This is a genomic window from Microbacterium lemovicicum (genome assembly GCF_003991875.1).
Taxonomy (GTDB): domain Bacteria; phylum Actinomycetota; class Actinomycetes; order Actinomycetales; family Microbacteriaceae; genus Microbacterium; species Microbacterium lemovicicum.
Map to the genome: position 1 here is coordinate 2,020,563 of NZ_CP031423.1, position 17,278 is coordinate 2,037,840.

The following is a 17,278-nucleotide window of genomic DNA, read 5'->3' on the forward strand; positions in this document are numbered from 1 at the left end:
GCCGCCTGCGGCGCTCAGTGGATCCGGGCGACCTGGATGGCGATGCGCACGTTGGGGGGTGTCAGGTCGAGGAGGGCGTCCGCGACCCGGCGTGCGGCGTCGGGAGCCCGGTCCACGGCCGATGCCGCGATGCGGGTGGCGAGGGTCGGCACGCCGTCGCGGACGGTGATCGCGAGGTCGGTGCGCCGGTCCTCCGCGGCGCCGGTCGCCGCGGCGATCACACCGGGCACCCTCGCGAGGCCCGTCGGATACGAGAAGACGTCGGTGACGCCGTCGACCGCGCGGATGCGGGTCACGAAGTCGGGCGCGAGCGGGGTCGTGTCGGTCATCTCTCGTCCTTCGGGGTGTATCCGTGGATGTCTTCGACGATCACGTCGACGGCCGTGACATTCAGTTCCGTGTGGCGCTCGAGCGCTTCGAAGACCTTGACGCGCAGGGTCTCGGAGACGTCGGGGATCGACTGACCCCATCCGATCGTCGCGGTGAGCACGACCTGCACGGGTGCGCCCGGGATCTCGGCGTCGCCGACGATCTCCGTGCGTCCGATGAAGACGCCGTCCAGCGAATCGCCGACCGAACGCAGCAGCGACCGCACCGCTCCTTCCGCGAGGGTGATCGACACCCGCGGATCGGGATGTGTGATCGGGATGCTGCGGCCCGCCCGCAGCTCGGAGTGGATCGCCGAGAAGATGCCTTCGAACCAGCTCTGCGGCGGCGCAGGCAGCAGCGCCGCATCCTCCGCGACGAGGTCGCGCGAGAGCTGGCCGACGCGCTGCAGGGACTCGATCGCGTTGAGGCAGTCCGGACACGTCTCGATGTCGCGGTCGTAGGGCTGCCGGCCCGCCTCGAGGTACGCGCTGAGCTCCTCGACCGAACGACCGCAGTCGAGCTTGTCGGGGACCCTGTCGTCGCTCATCGCCACTCCTCCATCTGGACGGCGATGCTCGCACGAGCCCGTGACAGGATGCCTCGCACCGTGCTGGGAGGTATGTCCATCTCTTCCGCAATCTCTGTATAGCTCAGTTCCGCGATCTCCCGCAGGAGCCAAGCCTGTCTCTGGTCGTCGGACAGCTTGTCCAGCGCTGCGGACAGGGCCCTCAGCTGGGCGTTGCGCACCGCGACGTTCTCGGGCTGCGCGTCCACCGGCGTCGTACGGGAGTAGTCCTCGAAGGGCTGCTCCGCCGGACGACGGCGGATGTGGCCGAACGCCTCGCGACTGGCGATCCGCATCAGCCACGCCTTCACGGCTGAGGGGTCGCGCAGGGTGGGCAGCTGCTTCCACGCCACGACGAAGGCTTCCTGCACCACGTCGTCCGCTTCGGAGATCGAGCCGACGATGCGGAAAACGTACGCCCGCATGAGGGAGGAGTGCCGCCGCACGATCTCGCCGAAGGCGACCGGGTCGCCGTCCACGGACCGCTGGACGAGGATGTGATCCGAGACGGCGGCGAGTGCCTCGTTCACCTCTGACTGCGTCTGCCCCACCACGACCCCTCGGAATCCGACCGAACTCATTTGTGACGGATCCGCCGCTGCGGACCTCTTATCACTGGGCCGAAGATAACGCGCCCGAATAGGCAACCGCCCGGGTTGTAATTCACCACACTTCGAGATAGGAGATCTCATGGCAACCGAAGACCAGAAGACCACCACCGCCGGCCGCGTGGACCGCACGCTCGAGACGCGCAGCCTCCGCGGCGAGGAGTCCGCAGCAGGCACCACGCACATCGCCGACGGCGTGGTGGCCAAGGTCGCCGGCATCGCCGCCCGTGAGGTCGCCGGCGTGCACGCGCTCGGAGGCGGCGGAGCCCGCGCCTTCGGCGCCATCCGCGACGCGGTCAACGCGACCGACCTGACCCAGGGCGTCAAGGTCGAGGTGGGCGACACGCAGGCCGCCGCCGATCTGACGATCGTCGTCGAGTACCCCGCGCGCATCCAGGAGGTGGCCGGCCAGGTCCGCGCCGCCGTCGCCGGTGCGATCGCCCGTGTGACCGGCCTCGAGGTCGTCGAGGTCAACATCGACGTGAACGACGTCCACATCCCCGGCGAGGACGACGGCAACGACGACGAGTCGGAGTCGCGCGTCTCCTGACGCCGCTCGCGGGTCACGCCTCGTCGTGATCCGCGATGAGACGAGGCGGTGGGCTGGTGCCCGCCGCCTCGTTCTCTGTGCACGGCGCGGGACGGTGTCGGGGAGAATCGGTGCATGACGATGAACACGACCCAGCTCGCACGCTTCGTCGCCGCGGCGGAGGAACTGCATTTCCCGCGGGCGGCGGACGCGCTCGGCATCCCCCTGGCGTCGTTGTACACGACCCTCGACAAGCTCGAAGCCGAGGTGGGGCATCCTCTCCTCACCCGCGACGGCGGCCCGACCCGGCTGACGCCCGCGGGTGAGCTGCTGCTCGTGGAGGCGCGCGCGCGGCTCGCCGCCGCTCCCCCGCCCGTGGCACCGCCCAAGCCCGCAGGGGGCGGAAAGGCCAAGGCTTCCAAGGGCAAGGGTCGGGCGCCCGTGGTCAAGGGTCAGCCGAAGCCGTTCAAGAAGCGTCAAGGACGCTGAGCTGCGGCATCCGGATTCCGGGGCTTTCTCAGCGCGAAAGGGCCGCCGGGACTCCGGACGCCGCGTTCAGCATCGGCCGTCGATCGGCGACGGCCGGTCGCCTGTTCAGCGAACGTGGACCCCGCCGGGCTGGATGCTGACCCGGAACGCCTTCGTCTCGCCGATCTCCTCGCCGTCGATCTCGAAGGGCCGAGGCTCCTCGAGGGTCACCGTCAGGGCGCGCGCGCGTCCGTGCGTGACGGAGTCGCTGTCGACGGTGTCGTCGGATTTGGTGAGGAGACGCTTCAGCCCGTTGTCCCAGGCCATCGTCTTGAGGGTGCCCATCCACTCGCCGAAGCCCTCGGCGCTCAGCAGGAGGAAATCGAGCTCACCATCGGACGGGTCCGCATCCGGCAGAAGGGTGACGCCGCCCTGCAGCGAGCCGCAGTTGGCGATGAGCAGCGTGTGCCCGTCCTCGTCCCGACCCGGCTGGTCGTCGACGCTGAGGTTGAACGGGATGATCTCGCTGGCCTGCAGAGCACGTCCCAGCGACTCGACGTACGCCAGCCATCCAGCCTTGCTCTTGAGGTCGTCATTGGTCTCGGCGATCATGTGGGCGTCGATGCCGAACCCGATCATCACGACGAACGCGTGACGCTCGGTGCCCTCCGGAAGGTCGACCTCGACCCAGCCGACGTCGACGGCCGTCGCCTCTCCGGTCAGGGCGCGCGTGATCGCGGCGCGGACGTCGTTGATCGGGACCTCGAGGTTGCGGGCGAGCAGATTGCCGGTGCCGAGCGGCACGATGCCCAGCGCGACGTCCGACTCCACCTCGGCCAGATGCTCGGCGACGGCGCGCACGGTTCCGTCTCCGCCGGCGACGATAACGAGCGACGGGTGGGCCTCCAGGGCACGGGCGGTCGCTCCGGCGCCGGGGTCGTCCTGCGTCGTCTCCCACCACTGGATGTCGGCGGGACCGGCGACGGCGAGCAGGGGCTCCTCCAGGGTCTCCCGATCGGTCTTCGACGGGTTCCAGACGACCGCGATGCGCGTATCCATGGGTTCCTCTCCCCTGCTGTGCTGCTGTGCTGCTGTGCTGCTGTGCCGCCGCGCAGCCGTGCTGCCCCGTGTCGCAGGCATCCCTCGTTAAGGTACGCGGTCGGGCGACCTCTGCGTCGTCACGCCCGCCCGCGCGCCGTCGGCCGTCGCTCAGAGCTCGGAGCTTCGTCGCTCAGGGCTCGGTCGCTTAGAGCTCGGTCACCCGGCCCCCGTCCACACGCCACTGCCGATTCGTGCGGACCGCCTCCAGCATCCGGCGATCGTGGGTCACCAGCAGCAGCGTTCCGGCATAGGTGTCGAGCGCCTGTTCGAGCTGCTCGATCGCGGGGAGGTCGAGATGGTTGGTCGGCTCGTCGAGGACCAGCACGTTCACGCCCCGCGCCTGAAGCACGGCGAGACCGGCCCGCGTGCGTTCGCCGGGCGACAGCTCGTCGACGGGGCGGGTGACGTGGTCGGCCTTCAGCCCGAACTTGGCGAGCAGAGTGCGCGCGTCGCCGGGTGACAGGTCGGGGACGACATCGCCGAAGGCGTCGGCCAGCGGCCGTGGTCCGGCGAGCACGGCACGAGCCTGGTCGATCTCGCCGATCTCGACACTCGCGCCGACGCTGGCCGAGCCCTCCTGCGGCGTCTGGCGCCCGAGGAGCGCCCGCAGGAGTGTGGTCTTGCCGGCACCGTTGGGACCGGTGATGCCGATGCGGTCACCGGCGTCGACCTGCAAAGAGACCGGTCCGAGCGTGAAGGCCCCCTGTCGGAGGACCGCTCCGCTCAGCGTCGAGACGACCGAGCTCGCGCGCGGTGCGGCCCCGATGGTGAATTCGAGCTGCCACTCTTTGCGCGGTTCGTCGACCTCGTCGAGACGCGCGATCCGGCTCTCCATCTGGCGGACCTTCTGCGCCTGCTTCTCGCTCGACTCCGTGGCCGCCTTGCGACGGATCTTGTCGTTGTCGGGCGCCTTCTTCATCGCGTTGCGCACGCCTTGGCTCGACCACTCCCGCTGCGTGCGCGCCCGGGCGACGAGGTCGGCCTTCTTCTCGGCGAAGTCGTCGTACTTCTCGCGCGCATGCCGGCGCACGGTCGCACGCTCCTCGAGGTAGGCGTCGTACCCGCCCCCGTAGAGCCGACTCGTGTTCTGCGCGAGGTCGAGCTCGAGCACCCGTGTGACGGAGCGCGCCAGGAACTCGCGGTCGTGGCTGACCAGCACGACGCCCCCGCGGATGCCGCGCACGAACGCCTCGAGGCGCTCGAGTCCGTCGAGGTCGAGGTCGTTCGTGGGCTCGTCGAGCAGCACGATGTCGAAACGACTGAGCAGGAGCGCCGCCAGTCCGACGCGGGCCGCCTGCCCACCCGAGAGGGCTGTCATCGGCAGGTCGGCGTCCAGCGCCAGTCCGAGGTCGGCGAGCACCACCGGCAGTCGTTCGTCGAGGTCGGCCGCTCCGCTGGCGAGCCAGCGCTCCAGCGCGGTCGAGTAGGCGTCGGCCGCGTCGGCATCCGGGTCGGCGAGCGCCGCGGCCGCGGCATCCATCTCCGCGGTCGCCGGCGCGCAGCCGGTGCGACGCGCGATGTAGGCGGCGATCGTTTCTCCGGGCACCGGTTCGTGCTCCTGCGGAAGCCATCCGACGAACGCGTCGGCGGGGCTCGATCGCACGTTCCCCGCCTGCGGCATGTCGATGCCTCCGAGCAGCCGCAGCAGGGTCGACTTGCCCGCCCCGTTCGCCCCGACGACACCGATCACGTCGCCCGGAGCCACCGTGAGGTCGAGCCCCTCGAAGAGCGTGCGGTGGCCGTATCCGCCGGCGAGGCCGTGGGCGACGAGGGTGGCGGTCATCCGTCGATTCTCCCATTCCGGTCGTCGCTCGCACGCCTGAGTCGACGGCCGAACCGCCCGTGCGCAAGCCGCACCGCGCCTTCGTCCCCCGCCCTAGGCTCGGACGGTGACCACCCACGACGTCATCGTCATCGGAGCGGGCCTCGCCGGCCTCAGGGCCGCGACGCGCCTGGCCCGCGCCGGACGCGATGTCGTCGTGCTCGAGGCGGCGGACCGCGTCGGCGGACGCGAGCGCACCGACGTCGTCGACGGCTTCCTCCTCGACCTCGGCTTCCATGTCCTGAACCCCGCCTACCCCGCCGTCCGCCGGTGGGCCGACGTCGACGACCTCGACCTGCGCGCCTTCCCGGTGGGGGTGCGCGTGCGCCGCGAACGCACGACGGCCGAGCTGCGGCATCCGCTCCGCTCGCCGGGAAGCATCCCGCGGACGTTGCGCAGCCGGATGGTGCGGCCCCGCGATCTCGTGGCCCTGGCCCGATGGGCGGGTCCGGCCCTGCTCTCACCCCAGCGGGTCATCGCCGGCGACGACCGCACTCTCCGCGCCGGGTGGAACCGCGCGGGCGTCCACGGCCCGCTGCGCACGGAAGTGCTCGAGCCGTTCCTGGCCGGCGTCATCGCGGACGACTCGGGGATGACCTCCGACGCGTTCGTGCGCCTTCTCATCCGGATGTTCGCCCTCGGGACGCCGGGCCTCCCCGCGAGCGGGATCGAAGCGCTGCCCCGCCAGCTCGCCGACCGCGCACGGCGGGCCGGAGCCGACATCCGCCTCTCGCGCCGTGCGACCGACGTCCGGCGGGCGGCGCGCGGCGTCGAGGTGAACACGGACGGCGCCGACACCGTGACCGCTCGCGACGTCGTGGTCGCCGTCGGTCCCGACGTCGTCGCGGACCTCATCGACGTGCCGAGACCGGCGACGAAGGGTCTGCAGACCTGGTGGTTCTCGACGGATGCCGCGGCTCCGGCATCCGCCCTGCTGAGCGTCGACGGACGACGTCGCGGACCCATCGTGAACACGGCGGTCATGTCGCACACGGTGCCCGAGTACGCGCCTCCCGGCCGTGCGCTCGTGCAGGCGACGTGCCTGCTCCCCCGGGATCCCGGGAGCCGCGCGACGGAGACCGCCGTCCGCACGCAGCTCGGCCTCATCTGGAACGACGCCGACGTGCCGGCCTGGCAGCTGATCCGTCGCGACGACCTGCCCGACGCCCTGCCCGCGCAGCCGGCACCGCTGCGCACCACCAGCCCGCCGAGGATCTCCGAGCACGTCTACGTCGCGGGCGATCACCGCGACACCGCCTCGATTCAGGGCGCCTTGGTGTCAGGCGATCGGGTCGCACGGGCACTGCTCGCCGACCGCTGACCCGCGAGATCAGTCCCAGTCGAGGTATTCCTCGATGATGAAGGCCGTCTCGATGGGGTGATCGAGCGGGAACAGGTGTCCCGCACCGTCGAGGTTCTTCACGCTCGCGCGCTCCGGAGCCGTCGCCTGCAGACGCGTGCCGTTCTCGGGGGGTGTCACGTCGTCGTCGGAGCCCTGGATGATCAGCACCGGCAGCAGCGGCGGCAGCGGGGAGTCCTCGTCCTCCACGCCCAGCAGCAGCAGTCCGTTCGACCGGTCCGCGTGCGCGGTGGCGAAGGCGCGGGCGACGCGACCGCCGGCACCGTGTCCGCCGATCCAGGTGTGCGTGAGGCCGATGTGGTCGAGCACGGCGACGACGTCCTCCACCTGCTCGTCGACATCGGCGGCACCCGCCCGCGAGCCGATGCGCACGACGTGGAAGCCGGCCTCTTCGACGAGGTAGTGCGAGATGACGCCGAGGCCGTCCGCGCCCACGTCTCCCTCGGGCAGGAGCGCCAGCGAGACGGGGCCTTCACCCTCCACCGCGAACGGGATCGCGCGTCCGTCCGGTTCGAAGATCTGGATGTCGGTCATGGTGGGTCCTCTCGCGTCGCGGGGGATCGGCGGGGCGCGGCGGGCGAAGCCCGCGCCCGACCATCAGTTGTTGAAGCGGAACTCCACGACGTCGCCGTCGCGCATCACGTAGTCCTTGCCCTCCAGGCGCGCCTTGCCGCGGGAGCGGGCTTCGACGATCGAGCCGGCGTCGACGAGGTCGTCGAATGAGATGACCTCCGCCTTGATGAAGCCCTTCTCGAAGTCGGTGTGGATGACGCCGGCCGCCTGCGGAGCCTTCGCACCGCGCGGAATCGTCCACGCGCGCGCCTCCTTCGGCCCGGCCGTCAGGTAGGTCTGCAGTCCCAGGGTCTCGAAGCCGATGCGGGCCAGCTGGTCGAGCCCCGACTCGTCCTGGCCCGTGGACGCCAGCAGCTCCGCCGCGTCCTCGGGATCGAGATCGATGAGCTCCGACTCGATCTTCGCGTCGAGGAAGACGGCGTGCGCGGGAGCGACGAGCTCCTCGAGTGCGGCCTTGGCCGTGGCATCCGTCAGCACCGTCTCGTCGACGTTGAAGACGTAGATGTAGGGCTTGGCCGTCAGCAGGCCCAGCTCGCGGATGGGCGTGAGGTCGATGCCCGACGACGCGAGCAGCACGCCGCGCTCGAGCGCGTCTTTGGCCGCGACGGCGGCCTCGACGACGGAGGGGTCGGCCTTCTTGCCCTTGACCTCCTTCTCGTAGCGGGGGATCGCCTTCTCGAGCGTCTGCAGGTCGGCGAGCATGAGCTCGGCGTTGATCGTCTCGAGGTCGTTCTTCGGATTCACGCCGCCCTCGACGTGCACGACGTCGTCGTCGGTGAATCCGCGCACGACCTGGGCGATCGCGTCGGCTTCGCGGATGTTGGCGAGGAACTGGTTGCCGAGCCCCTCCCCCTCGGACGCGCCGCGGACGATGCCCGCGATGTCGACGAACGACACGGTCGCGGGCAGGATGCGCTCCGAGTGGAACACCTCCGCGAGCTTCCCGAGGCGGGGATCCGGCAGGCTCACGACGCCCACATTCGGCTCGATCGTCGCGAACGGATAGTTCGCCGCGAGCACGTCGTTCTTGGTCAGCGCGTTGAACAGGGTGGACTTGCCGACGTTGGGCAGGCCGACGATGCCGATAGTGAGAGCCACGGGAGTCCAGTCTACGTGGGTGGTCGCGACGCACCCGTGGCGACCCTGGCGAAGAGGAGCGGATGCCGCGGTCCGCGTCAGGGTCGGCCCGGGTTCAGGGGCGGAGCGTGCGGAACGCCTCGGTGCGATAGGGCAGGTCGACGACCTCTCCACCGTCCGCGTCGCTTCGGGCGTTCGCGGTGAACAGCTCGTCGACCCCGTCCAGGATGCGCGCGCGCTCGTCGTCGGTCGCGGTGATGATGTAGCTGCGCGAGAGCACCATGTCGCGCAGCGCGGTCCGAGAGATGACCCGCGTCCAGGTCCACGTCTGCGTCTCGAGCACCCCGAACGGCGCCGCCACCCGCACGCCGTCGCCGGCGAGCATCTCCTCCGCGTGGCTGCCGTGCATCACGCGCGTGAGGTCGGCCACCCAGGGCACGCTCTCGTCCCGGATGTTCCAGACCAGCCCCAGGACCCCGCCGGGCCGCAGCACCCGCCCGATCTCGGTCGATGCCGGCTCCACGTCCACCCAGTGCCAGGCCTGCCCGAGCAGCACGGCGTCGACCGCGGCGTCGGGCAGCGGCATCCGCTCGGCCGTCCCGACGAAGGTCGGCACGCCGAGCACGTGTCCCTGCAGGCTCGTGAGCATGTCCGGGTCGGGATCGATCGCGACCACCTCGGCGCCCGTTTCGGCGATGACCCGCGTGAGCTTTCCGGTGCCGGCGCCCACGTCGGCCACGCGCACCCTCGCACTCTCGCGGGCGACGGGCTCCAGCATCCAGTGCACCGCCGCGGCGGGGTAGTCGGGTCGCCCCGCCTGATACGCATCGGCTGCCACCCCGAACGACGTGGACATCTGCTCCCGGTCGACCATGCGGAAGAGCCTAGGCCGCCCGGGCCGACACGCCCGGAGCGTTCGGGCGGACCGGCGCGCCTTCCCCCGGTGGCGCACCCGTCGGGTGAGGGTGAGAGCGTGCCCCTGGATTTCACCGCCATCGACTTCGAGACGGCGAATTCCAGCACGGCGTCCGCCTGCGCCGTGGGCCTGGCCCGTGTGCGCAGCGGACGCGTCGTCGCGACCGCCGGATGGCTGATCCAGCCGCCGCCCGGACACGACAGGTTCTTCGAGCTGAACACCGGGATCCACGGCCTCCGCGCCGCCGACGTCGTCGACGCGAAGACCTGGAGCGCGCAGCTCGACGACATCGTCGCCTTCGCCGGCGCCGACGTCCGGGTCGCGCACAACGCCGGATTCGACATGGCAGTGCTCAAGCGCGCGTGCGCGGCGACCGGCGATGCCTGTCCCCCGTACCGGTACGCGTGCAGTCTGCAGGTGGCCCGCAACGTCTACACGCTCGAGTCCTACCGCCTGCCGTTCGTCGCGGCGGAGGCCGGCTTCGCGGAGTTCGCACACCACGACCCCCTCGCCGACGCCCTCGCCTGCGCGCACATCATGATCGACGCCGCGCGCCGTGTCGGAGCGTCGGATGTCGCGGCTCTCGCCGAGTCGGCCGGCGTGAAGATGTCGCGCATCCGCGTCGACGAGCCCGATCCGGTGTTCTTCGAGTCGTCCGCTCCCACCGGCGCCGCGCTCCTCGACACCGGCGCGCTGCAGACCGCCGTCGCCTGACGAGGAAGGCTCTCCGCCGCTGTCCGCACTGTGGCGGGTGGGCCTGCCTCCCCGCCGCCGGTCGGATACATGGGCGGCACGTCCTCGTACGACGCGCCCTGCTGATACGGTGAGCATCTCTGCGACACCGGGACCTGAGACCCGCCGGAACAGTCGTCGACGATGTCGGAGGCGTCGGCCAGCATGGCGCCATGGACGCACTCCTCCTCCCCCTGCTGGCCGTCGTGTGCCTCGCGGCCGGCCTCCTCGCCGGCTGGGCCGCGGGCGCCGCCCGGGCAGCCGCGCGCGGTGCCCGCGAGCACAGCGACCTCTCGGCCCGTCTGGCCGCCTCCGACGCGGCCGGGCAGGGGCTGCGCGCGGAGCTCGATCGGCAGGAGCAGCGATCCCGCGATCTGCTCGGACAGGTGCGGGCCGACCAGGCCGCGCGCGAGGAGCGCGAGCGTCGCGAGCAGTCGGTGCTGCGGGCCCTCGCTCCCGTGCAGGACGCGCTGCAGTCCATGCAGCACAAGGTCGACGTGCTCGAGCGCGATCGCCACGCCCAGTTCGGCGCGGTCGCCGAGCAGCTGCGCATCGCCCATGAGTCGGGCGAGGCGCTGCGCGCGACCACGGAGTCGCTCGCCGGCGCGCTGCGGTCCGGGGCGACACGGGGGGTCTGGGGCGAGACGCAGCTGCGACGCGTGGTGGAGGCGGCGGGCCTCGCCCGCTACGTCGACTTCGACACCCAGACGTCCATCACGACGGATGCCGGAGCCGGCCGCCCCGACATGGTGGTGCGCCTCCCGGGCGGCAAGGCGCTGGCGATCGACGCGAAGGTGCCCCTGGACGCCTACCTCGAGGCCTCGGCGATCCCGCTGACCGCCCAGGGCGAAGAGGCGGCGCGACGGCGGACTCTGCTCGAGCGACACGTGCGGGCGGTGCGAGCACACGTCGACGCGCTGGCCAAGAAGACGTACTGGGCGGGCCTGGACTCCAGCCCCGAGTTCGTCGTGTGCTTCATCCCCAGCGAGTCCCTCCTCGCCGCGGCGCTCGAAGAGGATCCGTCGCTGCTCGATCACGCCTTCGGCCGCCGCGTGGCGCTCGCGTCGCCGGTGAACCTCTGGGCCGTGCTGAAGACGGTCGCCTACACGTGGACGCAGCAGGACGTCTCCCGCGAAGCGCGGTCGCTCTTCGACCTCGGCACCCAGCTGTACGACCGCCTCTCGGGGCTCGCCGGACATGCCGACGATCTGCGCCGGGCGCTCGAGCGGACGGTGGAGAGCTACAACAGGTTCGCCGGCACGCTCGAGTCGCGCGTGCTCGTCACCGCGCGGAAGTTCCCCGGGATCGACCAGACGCGGCTCGACGCCTTGGACTCACCGGCGCTGATCGAGAAGTCGCCGCGACACCTCGTCGCGCCGGAGATGCTCGAGGGCATCGACCGCGAGACGGGCGCCGACGTGGGTGCCCTGCGCGAACGGCTGGGCGCAGACGACTGAGCGTCAGACCCCGGCGCCGCCAGGCACGAAGCTGAGGAGGGCGATGACGGCCAGCGAGACGCCGACGAAGGCGCCGATCATCCACCAGGCGCTGGCCTGGTGACCCTCGTCACGACGGACGCGGAAGAGGACGTCGGGCCGACGGGCAGGATCGATCGCATCGGCGATCACGGCCTGTGCACCCGTCTGGGGCGCAGAGCCATTCAGCTGTGCGGACATCATCCATCTCCTCGAGATCCTCGGATTCAGCGTCCTCATCGACTCCACAAGCGATTGTGCCAGACAACCCTGAAGATCAGGCCGCAGCCGCCGACACGCCGCGAGCCGCCTGATCCACCCCGAGACGGGTCGCCGGAGCCGCTTCGACTCGGGCGGGAAAAACTCTGGAGACGCGCGCCGGAGGATCCCGATCCGAGGAGTCAGCGCACCGACTGCAGAGCCGTCACAGCCACTTCGAGGCGAGGTGCTCCGAGCTGATCCGGCGGAGGGTGCCCGAGGCGTTCCGGAGCACGACGCTCTCCGTGTAGACGTACTCGCCCTCGCGACGCACGCCGGCCACGAGCTGGCCGTCGGTCACGCCCGTCGCGACGAAGATCGTGTTCTTGCCGGTGACGAGCTCCTCGGCCTCGTACACGTGACCGTCGACCTTGAGCCCGGCATCCGCGCCCTTCTGCTTCTCGTCGTCGTCCCGCGGCCAGAGGATGCCCTGGATGTGCCCGCCGAGCGCCTTGATCGCGCACGCCGTCACGATGCCCTCCGGGCTGCCCCCGATGCCCACGCACATATCGGTGCGGGCGTTGTGACGGGCGGCGTTGATGCCGCCGGCGACGTCGCCGTCCGACATGAGGCGCGTGCCGGCACCCGCGGCACGGATGTCCTCGATCAGCTGCTCGTGACGCGGACGGTTCAGCACCGAGACGACGATCTCGTCGACCGGCTTGCCCAGCGCCTTGGCCAGGAGGCGGATGTTCTCGCCGATGGGGTTGCGGATGTCGACCACGCCGACGCCGGCGGGGCCGGTGACGAGCTTGTCCATGTAGAAGACCGTCGAGGCGTCGAGCATCGTGCCGGCGTCGGAGACGGCGATCACCGAGAGGGCGTTCTGCCGGCCGGCCGCCGTCAGCGAGGTGCCGTCGATGGGGTCGACCGCGACGTCCGCCTTCGGCCCCTTCCCGTTGCCGACCCGCTCCCCGTTGAACAGCATGGGCGCGTTGTCCTTCTCGCCCTCGCCGATGACGATGGTGCCGTCGAAATTGACGGTGTCGAAGAAGGCCCGCATCGCGTCGACGGCGGCGCCGTCCGCAGCCTCCTTGTCGCCGCGTCCGATGAAGGGCACCGCACGGATCGCGGCCGCCTCGGTCGCGCGCACCAGCTCCAGCGCGAGGTTGCGGTCGGGATGCAGAGGGCTCATGTCGCCTGTGATGCTCACCATGCTGCCCACCCTGCCACGATCTTCCGCGTCCGGACGGTCGGAGTGACCCGCGTGCGCCGAAGGAATCGCGATTCTTTCACCGACGGCATGCCAGGCCCGCAACGGCCCTCGCACGACTCGTCGGCAGGGGTGCCTTCGCTAGAGTGACCGTGGACGTCCCCACCAGTGCAAGGAGCCCTACATGCCCGTCGCCACCCCTGAGCAGTACGCCGAGATGCTGGACCGCGCGAAGGCAGGCGGATTCGCCTACCCCGCGTTCAACGCCTCGAGCTCGCAGAGCATCAACGCGATCCTCCAGGGCCTGACCGAGGCCGGCTCCGATGGCATCATCCAGGTCACCACGGGCGGTGCGGACTACTTCGCCGGGCACACGGTGAAGGCGCGCGCCACCGGCGCGCTCGCGTTCGCCCGCTTCGCCACCGAGGTCGCCAAGAGCTACCCCGTCACGATCGCGCTGCACACCGACCACTGCCCGAAGCCGGCCCTCGAGGACTTCGTGCTCCCGCTCATCGCCGAGTCGGAGAAGGTCGTCGCCGACGGCGGCAACCCCATCTTCCAGTCCCACATGTGGGACGGGTCGGCCGTGCCGCTCGACGAGAACATCGACATCGCGAAGGAGCTCCTCCCGCGCATGAAGGCGATCCGCGCGATCCTCGAGGTCGAGATCGGCGTCGTCGGCGGCGAGGAGGACGGCGTGCAGCACGAGGGATCGAACGAGGCCCTCTACACGACCACCGCCGATGTCGCGAAGGCCGTCGAGGCGCTGGGGCTCGGCGAGCAGGGCCGCTGGATCGCCGCGCTCACCTTCGGCAACGTCCACGGCGTCTACAAGCCGGGCAACGTCAAGCTGCGCCCCGAGCTCCTCGGCGAGATCCAGGAGGGCATCGCCGCCCAGTTCGGCACCGGAGCGAAGCCCCTCGACCTCGTCTTCCACGGCGGCAGCGGCTCGACCGACGAGGAGATCGCCCTCGCGGTGCGCAACGGCGTCGTGAAGATGAACATCGACACCGACACCCAGTACGCCTTCACCCGCGCGGTCGCCGGCTACATGTTCCAGAACTACGACGGCGTCCTAAAGGTCGACGGCGAGGTGGGCAACAAGAAGGCCTACGACCCGCGCGCCTGGGGCAAGGTCGCCGAGAGCGCGATGGCAGCCCGCGTCGTGCAGGCCACGCAGCAGCTCGGCTCGCACGGCCAGTCCCAGAGCTGACGCGGAGCAGCCGACACGACGACGCCCGGTCCCCCCGAGGGGGCCGGGCGTCGTCGTGTCAGCGGAGGTCAGCGATCGGGCGGCCGTCGACGATGCGTCAGCGGTCGCCGACGTCCGCGCGCATCAGGACCGCCCCGGTGGTCAGCGAGCGGATCTCCATGCTCTTGATCTGATCGCGGCCGAGCGCGGTGCCCGCCGTCACCCAGGCGTGGCTGTCCGGCCACGACCTCCAGCTCGACACCTCCGACTCCGTGCCGTCCTGGCCGGTGATCACCAGGGCGTAGGGCCAGCCGTCCGCCGGCGGCTCGACCTCGCCGTCCGTGCCGTAGGCGCAGTCCAGGTCGATGCGCGTGCCCCACTCCACCGGGTCGAGCTCCACCGATGCGGTGATGGGCGCGTCGACGAGCTTCTCGAAGGCCACCGTCTCGAGCGTCGGCGTCTGCGACGAGATCGCCACCGGCACGGCGATCGCGGCCACGACCAGCAGAGCCGCCGCCAAGGCGAAGACGCCCCACCGGAGGCGTCGCCGACGGCGGGAGTCGGCCTGCCCGCGTCGCAGCAGCGCATCGCGCCCGGCGGACGCGTCCACCGCGGCCGCATCGACCGACAGCATGGTCGACGCGTGATCGGCGTCGACCCGCGACAGCAGTCCGGTGACGGGGGCGAGCTCGGCGATGGCGGTGCGACAGAGGTCGCACCCCTCCAGATGCGCCTCGAATGCGCGGCGGTCCGCCGGGCTCAGCGACCCGAGGACGTATGCCGCATCCCATTCCGCGAAGCGCTCATGATCGGCGTTCATCGTGTCACCCCCTTCTCCTGCAGGGCCAGGCGCAGGGCGCGCAGGCCGTAGTGCAGTCGTGATTTGACGGTCCCCTCGGGGATGTCGAGCTCCTCGGCGATCTCGCGCACGCTGCGGCCGCCGAAGTACGCGCGCACCACCACGCCGCGGTGGTCCGGCCCCAGACTCGCCAGCGCGTCCTCGACCAGCATCGTCTCGAGGATCGCGTCCGTCCTGTCGGCGGCTGCGCGCTCCGGGGTCTCGGCCGTGACGTGCTCGTGACGACGGCGCGCGCTGCGGGCCTCGTCGATCACGAGATTGCGCGCGACGGTGAACATCCACGACCGGGTCGTCTCCGGCCGGTCGGCCATGATCCGCGGCGTGCGCCAGGCGCGCAGCAGCGTCTCCTGCACCACGTCGTCGGCGCCGGCGTGGTCACCGGTGAGGCTCACGACGTAGCGCTGAATGTGCGCGGCGTGGGCGTCGTAGAGCGCCACGAGGCGCGCGTCGTCATCGCGGGGCATCACGACCTCCTCGAAGAGAACACGACGCGGAGCCGGGAATGGTTCACCGGATGCTGCGGCACCGGCTCCTTCGTCGGGGGATGCGTCTCAGGAGGAGCGCAGGAAGTAGCCCATGATCGCGGGGTCTCCGATGAGGGCGGAGGTCAGGCAGACGGTGAGCAGCACGAAGGCGAGGACCGCGCCGGTGAGCGGAACCCACCACGTGCGTCTGCTCCGCCGGAACAGCAGCACGACGACCAGCACGACCGCGAGGTACACGGCGGCGTAGGCGATGGCGCCGATCGTGCTCCACAGCTGACCCTGGGCGTCGTTCGTGAACGATCCGTCGATGCCCGCGACGCGCATGAACTCCTGCGCGAACGCGGGGAAGTCGCTCAGCTGGACGGCGGTGACCACGACGTTGACGAGCCCGTACCCGAGCAGCACGAGCGTCACGATCATGTCCACGCGGCGCCGGACGGCAACGGTCGCCGGGGCGACCGGCGCCGCCGTGCTCGAGGCGGGCTGGGCGCGCTCCGCCGGCTCCGGGGCCTGACCCGTCTCCAGCGCATACGTCGCGTCGGGCTGTGCGATGCGGGCGCGCTGCTCCTCCGGCGTCGCGTACTGGCCGTACAGGGGCTGGGGCCGCGCGTCGCCGCGGGGCTGATCGGTCATGCCCGGGTCCGCCCACCCAGGGCACGCTCGTCACGCCGACCCGCGGCATCCGAACGCAGCTCCTTCGGCAGCGAGAACTGGAGGTCCTCCTCGGCGGTGCGCACCTCTTCGACGTCGCCGTAGCCGGCGCCGGCGAGCTCTTCGAGCACCTGCTGCACGAGCACCTCGGGCACCGAGGCGCCGCTGGTCACGCCCACCGTGCGCACGCCGTCGAGCCACTCCTGGCGCATCTCGTCGGCGTAGTCGATGCGATAGGCCGCCTTGGCGCCGTACTCCAGCGCCACCTCGACGAGCCGCACGCTGTTGGAGGAGTTCGCCGACCCGACGACGATCACCAGGTCGGCGTCGGTGGCGACCTTCTTGATCGCGACCTGCCGGTTCTGCGTCGCGTAGCAGATGTCGTCCGACGGCGGATCCTGCAGGTCGGGGAAGCGCACGCGGAGGCGGCGCACCGTCTCCATGGTCTCGTCCACCGACAGCGTGGTCTGAGAGAGCCACACCACGCGAGAGGGATCGCGCACCTCGACGACGTCGGCGTGCTCGGGCGAGTTGACGACGGTCACGTGCTCCGGCGCCTCGCCGGCGGTGCCCTCGACCTCTTCGTGTCCCTCATGGCCGATCAGGAGGATCTCGAAGTCGTCGCGGGCGAACCGCACCGCCTCGCGGTGCACCTTGGTCACGAGCGGGCACGTGGCGTCGATCGCCTGCAGCGAGCGATCCGCCGCAGCGTTCACGACCGCCGGCGAGACGCCGTGCGCGCTGAAGACGACGTGCGAGCCCTCGGGAACCTCGTCGACCTCGTCGACGAAGATCGCGCCCTTCGCCTCGAGTTCGGACACCACGTGGATGTTGTGCACGATCTGCTTGCGCACGTAGACGGGTGCGCCGTAGCGCTCCAGCGCCTTCTCCACAGCGACGACGGCGCGGTCGACACCTGCGCAGTATCCGCGGGGCGAGGCCAGCAGGATCCGCTTGCGTCCTTCGACGGCGTTATCCTTGAGGCGCTCGCGCCGCCGGGGAATGCGGGGAACGGGCATTCGTACGGCCGGTGTGCTCACCTCTTGATTCTACCGGGGCGCTCCCGTGCGCCGGCCGAGAGGCGG

General features: G+C 71.0%; 20 protein-coding genes. 6 read left to right on the top strand and 14 right to left on the bottom strand.

Features of this window, described 5'->3' with window-relative positions:
* Positions 1–14: 14 nt before the first annotated feature.
* Genes CVS47_RS09495 through CVS47_RS09505 form a run of 3 tightly spaced genes read right to left on the bottom strand, consistent with a single transcriptional unit; the run spans position 15 to position 1,464 of the window.
* Positions 15–329: a hypothetical protein gene (locus CVS47_RS09495; protein WP_127095859.1), complete on the bottom strand. Its 315-nt coding sequence runs from the start codon at positions 327–329 to the stop codon at positions 15–17.
* A complete protein-coding gene (locus CVS47_RS09500; protein ID WP_241240098.1) occupies positions 326–916 on the bottom strand; it encodes an Asp23/Gls24 family envelope stress response protein in 591 nt (196 codons plus the stop codon). Before CVS47_RS09500 ends, CVS47_RS09495 begins: the two co-directional genes overlap by 4 nt.
* Complete coding sequence (locus tag CVS47_RS09505) at positions 913–1,464, bottom strand: RNA polymerase sigma factor (protein WP_241240099.1); 552 nt, start codon at positions 1,462–1,464, stop codon at positions 913–915. Before CVS47_RS09505 ends, CVS47_RS09500 begins: the two co-directional genes overlap by 4 nt.
* Positions 1,465–1,624: 160 nt before the next feature.
* Between CVS47_RS09505 and CVS47_RS09510 the strand changes: the two genes are divergently transcribed.
* Positions 1,625–2,092 (top strand): Asp23/Gls24 family envelope stress response protein, encoded by a 468-nt coding sequence (locus CVS47_RS09510; protein WP_127095862.1) that lies wholly within the window; start codon positions 1,625–1,627, stop codon positions 2,090–2,092.
* Positions 2,093–2,206: 114 nt separating this feature from the next.
* Positions 2,207–2,560 carry a helix-turn-helix domain-containing protein gene (locus CVS47_RS09515; protein ID WP_241240100.1) on the top strand — a complete coding sequence of 118 codons (354 nt, stop codon included), beginning with the start codon at positions 2,207–2,209 and terminating at the stop codon, positions 2,558–2,560.
* A 105-nt stretch (positions 2,561–2,665) separates the two neighbouring features.
* Here CVS47_RS09515 and CVS47_RS09520 read toward each other — a convergent pair whose 3' ends face one another.
* Together CVS47_RS09520 and CVS47_RS09525 are read right to left on the bottom strand one after the other, a co-directional pair.
* On the bottom strand, positions 2,666–3,598 hold the full coding sequence (locus CVS47_RS09520; RefSeq protein WP_127095863.1) for a diacylglycerol/lipid kinase family protein: 933 nt from the start codon (positions 3,596–3,598) through the stop codon (positions 2,666–2,668).
* 187 nt (positions 3,599–3,785) lie between these two features.
* Complete coding sequence (locus tag CVS47_RS09525; protein WP_127095864.1) at positions 3,786–5,423, bottom strand: ABC-F family ATP-binding cassette domain-containing protein; 1,638 nt, start codon at positions 5,421–5,423, stop codon at positions 3,786–3,788.
* Between the two features lie 106 nt (positions 5,424–5,529).
* Between CVS47_RS09525 and CVS47_RS09530 the strand changes: the two genes are divergently transcribed.
* The gene (locus CVS47_RS09530; RefSeq protein ID WP_127095865.1) at positions 5,530–6,783 is read left to right on the top strand and encodes an NAD(P)/FAD-dependent oxidoreductase; all 1,254 of its coding nucleotides are present in this window, start codon (positions 5,530–5,532) and stop codon (positions 6,781–6,783) included.
* 9 nt (positions 6,784–6,792) lie between these two features.
* Here the strand turns inward: CVS47_RS09530 and CVS47_RS09535 are convergent, their stop codons facing one another.
* From CVS47_RS09535 to CVS47_RS09545, 3 genes are all read right to left on the bottom strand, one after another.
* Positions 6,793–7,356 (bottom strand): alpha/beta fold hydrolase, encoded by a 564-nt coding sequence (locus CVS47_RS09535; RefSeq protein ID WP_127095866.1) that lies wholly within the window; start codon positions 7,354–7,356, stop codon positions 6,793–6,795.
* A gap of 63 nt (positions 7,357–7,419) precedes the next feature.
* Positions 7,420–8,493: a redox-regulated ATPase YchF gene (gene ychF / locus CVS47_RS09540; protein WP_127095867.1), complete on the bottom strand. Its 1,074-nt coding sequence runs from the start codon at positions 8,491–8,493 to the stop codon at positions 7,420–7,422.
* 94 nt (positions 8,494–8,587) lie between these two features.
* Complete coding sequence (locus CVS47_RS09545; RefSeq protein ID WP_127095868.1) at positions 8,588–9,346, bottom strand: class I SAM-dependent methyltransferase; 759 nt, start codon at positions 9,344–9,346, stop codon at positions 8,588–8,590.
* Positions 9,347–9,445: 99 nt separating this feature from the next.
* On the opposite strand from CVS47_RS09545, the gene CVS47_RS09550 reads away from it, so the two are divergent.
* Positions 9,446–10,102, top strand: coding sequence for an exonuclease domain-containing protein (locus CVS47_RS09550; protein WP_241240101.1), 657 nt, complete (start codon positions 9,446–9,448; stop codon positions 10,100–10,102).
* Between the two features lie 191 nt (positions 10,103–10,293).
* Positions 10,294–11,577 carry a DNA recombination protein RmuC gene (locus CVS47_RS09555; protein WP_127095869.1) on the top strand — a complete coding sequence of 428 codons (1,284 nt, stop codon included), beginning with the start codon at positions 10,294–10,296 and terminating at the stop codon, positions 11,575–11,577.
* A gap of 3 nt (positions 11,578–11,580) precedes the next feature.
* Here the strand turns inward: CVS47_RS09555 and CVS47_RS09560 are convergent, their stop codons facing one another.
* Positions 11,581–11,796: a UDP-N-acetylmuramyl pentapeptide phosphotransferase gene (locus tag CVS47_RS09560; protein ID WP_127095870.1), complete on the bottom strand. Its 216-nt coding sequence runs from the start codon at positions 11,794–11,796 to the stop codon at positions 11,581–11,583.
* Positions 11,797–12,019: 223 nt separating this feature from the next.
* Positions 12,020–13,009: a class II fructose-bisphosphatase gene (glpX, locus tag CVS47_RS09565; RefSeq protein WP_127095871.1), complete on the bottom strand. Its 990-nt coding sequence runs from the start codon at positions 13,007–13,009 to the stop codon at positions 12,020–12,022.
* Positions 13,010–13,190: 181 nt separating this feature from the next.
* Between glpX and fbaA the strand changes: the two genes are divergently transcribed.
* Positions 13,191–14,219, top strand: coding sequence for a class II fructose-bisphosphate aldolase (fbaA, locus tag CVS47_RS09570; protein ID WP_127095872.1), 1,029 nt, complete (start codon positions 13,191–13,193; stop codon positions 14,217–14,219).
* A gap of 97 nt (positions 14,220–14,316) precedes the next feature.
* On the opposite strand, the gene CVS47_RS09575 is transcribed toward fbaA, so the two are convergent.
* The 4 genes from CVS47_RS09575 to CVS47_RS09590 form a co-directional block, all read right to left on the bottom strand.
* Positions 14,317–15,018 (bottom strand): anti-sigma factor family protein, encoded by a 702-nt coding sequence (locus tag CVS47_RS09575; RefSeq protein ID WP_127095873.1) that lies wholly within the window; start codon positions 15,016–15,018, stop codon positions 14,317–14,319.
* Complete coding sequence (locus CVS47_RS09580; RefSeq protein WP_127095874.1) at positions 15,015–15,521, bottom strand: sigma-70 family RNA polymerase sigma factor; 507 nt, start codon at positions 15,519–15,521, stop codon at positions 15,015–15,017. Before CVS47_RS09580 ends, CVS47_RS09575 begins: the two co-directional genes overlap by 4 nt.
* 87 nt (positions 15,522–15,608) lie before the next feature.
* The gene (locus CVS47_RS09585) at positions 15,609–16,175 is read right to left on the bottom strand and encodes a DUF6264 family protein (RefSeq protein WP_127095875.1); all 567 of its coding nucleotides are present in this window, start codon (positions 16,173–16,175) and stop codon (positions 15,609–15,611) included.
* On the bottom strand, positions 16,172–17,212 hold the full coding sequence (locus tag CVS47_RS09590) for a 4-hydroxy-3-methylbut-2-enyl diphosphate reductase (protein WP_127097294.1): 1,041 nt from the start codon (positions 17,210–17,212) through the stop codon (positions 16,172–16,174). The genes CVS47_RS09585 and CVS47_RS09590 overlap by 4 nt, the downstream gene beginning before the upstream one ends.
* Positions 17,213–17,278 lie beyond the last annotated feature (66 nt).

Bases quoted from the DNA above. Each gene is read 5' to 3' on its own strand.
- CVS47_RS09545 (WP_127095868.1), bottom strand. From the start codon at position 9,346: ATGGTCGACCGGGAGCAGATGTCCACGTCGTTCGGGGTGGCAGCCGAT.
- CVS47_RS09580 (WP_127095874.1), bottom strand. From the start codon at position 15,521: ATGCCCCGCGATGACGACGCGCGCCTCGTGGCGCTCTACGACGCCCAC.
- CVS47_RS09590 (WP_127097294.1), bottom strand. From the start codon at position 17,212: ATGCCCGTTCCCCGCATTCCCCGGCGGCGCGAGCGCCTCAAGGATAAC.
- CVS47_RS09575 (WP_127095873.1), bottom strand. From the start codon at position 15,018: ATGAACGCCGATCATGAGCGCTTCGCGGAATGGGATGCGGCATACGTC.
- CVS47_RS09535 (WP_127095866.1), bottom strand. From the start codon at position 7,356: ATGACCGACATCCAGATCTTCGAACCGGACGGACGCGCGATCCCGTTC.
- CVS47_RS09515 (WP_241240100.1), top strand. From the start codon at position 2,207: ATGACGATGAACACGACCCAGCTCGCACGCTTCGTCGCCGCGGCGGAG.
- CVS47_RS09560 (WP_127095870.1), bottom strand. From the start codon at position 11,796: ATGTCCGCACAGCTGAATGGCTCTGCGCCCCAGACGGGTGCACAGGCC.
- CVS47_RS09495 (WP_127095859.1), bottom strand. From the start codon at position 329: ATGACCGACACGACCCCGCTCGCGCCCGACTTCGTGACCCGCATCCGC.
- CVS47_RS09510 (WP_127095862.1), top strand. From the start codon at position 1,625: ATGGCAACCGAAGACCAGAAGACCACCACCGCCGGCCGCGTGGACCGC.
- CVS47_RS09520 (WP_127095863.1), bottom strand. From the start codon at position 3,598: ATGGATACGCGCATCGCGGTCGTCTGGAACCCGTCGAAGACCGATCGG.
- CVS47_RS09525 (WP_127095864.1), bottom strand. From the start codon at position 5,423: ATGACCGCCACCCTCGTCGCCCACGGCCTCGCCGGCGGATACGGCCAC.
- glpX (WP_127095871.1), bottom strand. From the start codon at position 13,009: ATGGTGAGCATCACAGGCGACATGAGCCCTCTGCATCCCGACCGCAAC.
- CVS47_RS09555 (WP_127095869.1), top strand. From the start codon at position 10,294: ATGGACGCACTCCTCCTCCCCCTGCTGGCCGTCGTGTGCCTCGCGGCC.
- CVS47_RS09585 (WP_127095875.1), bottom strand. From the start codon at position 16,175: ATGACCGATCAGCCCCGCGGCGACGCGCGGCCCCAGCCCCTGTACGGC.
- CVS47_RS09500 (WP_241240098.1), bottom strand. From the start codon at position 916: ATGAGCGACGACAGGGTCCCCGACAAGCTCGACTGCGGTCGTTCGGTC.
- fbaA (WP_127095872.1), top strand. From the start codon at position 13,191: ATGCCCGTCGCCACCCCTGAGCAGTACGCCGAGATGCTGGACCGCGCG.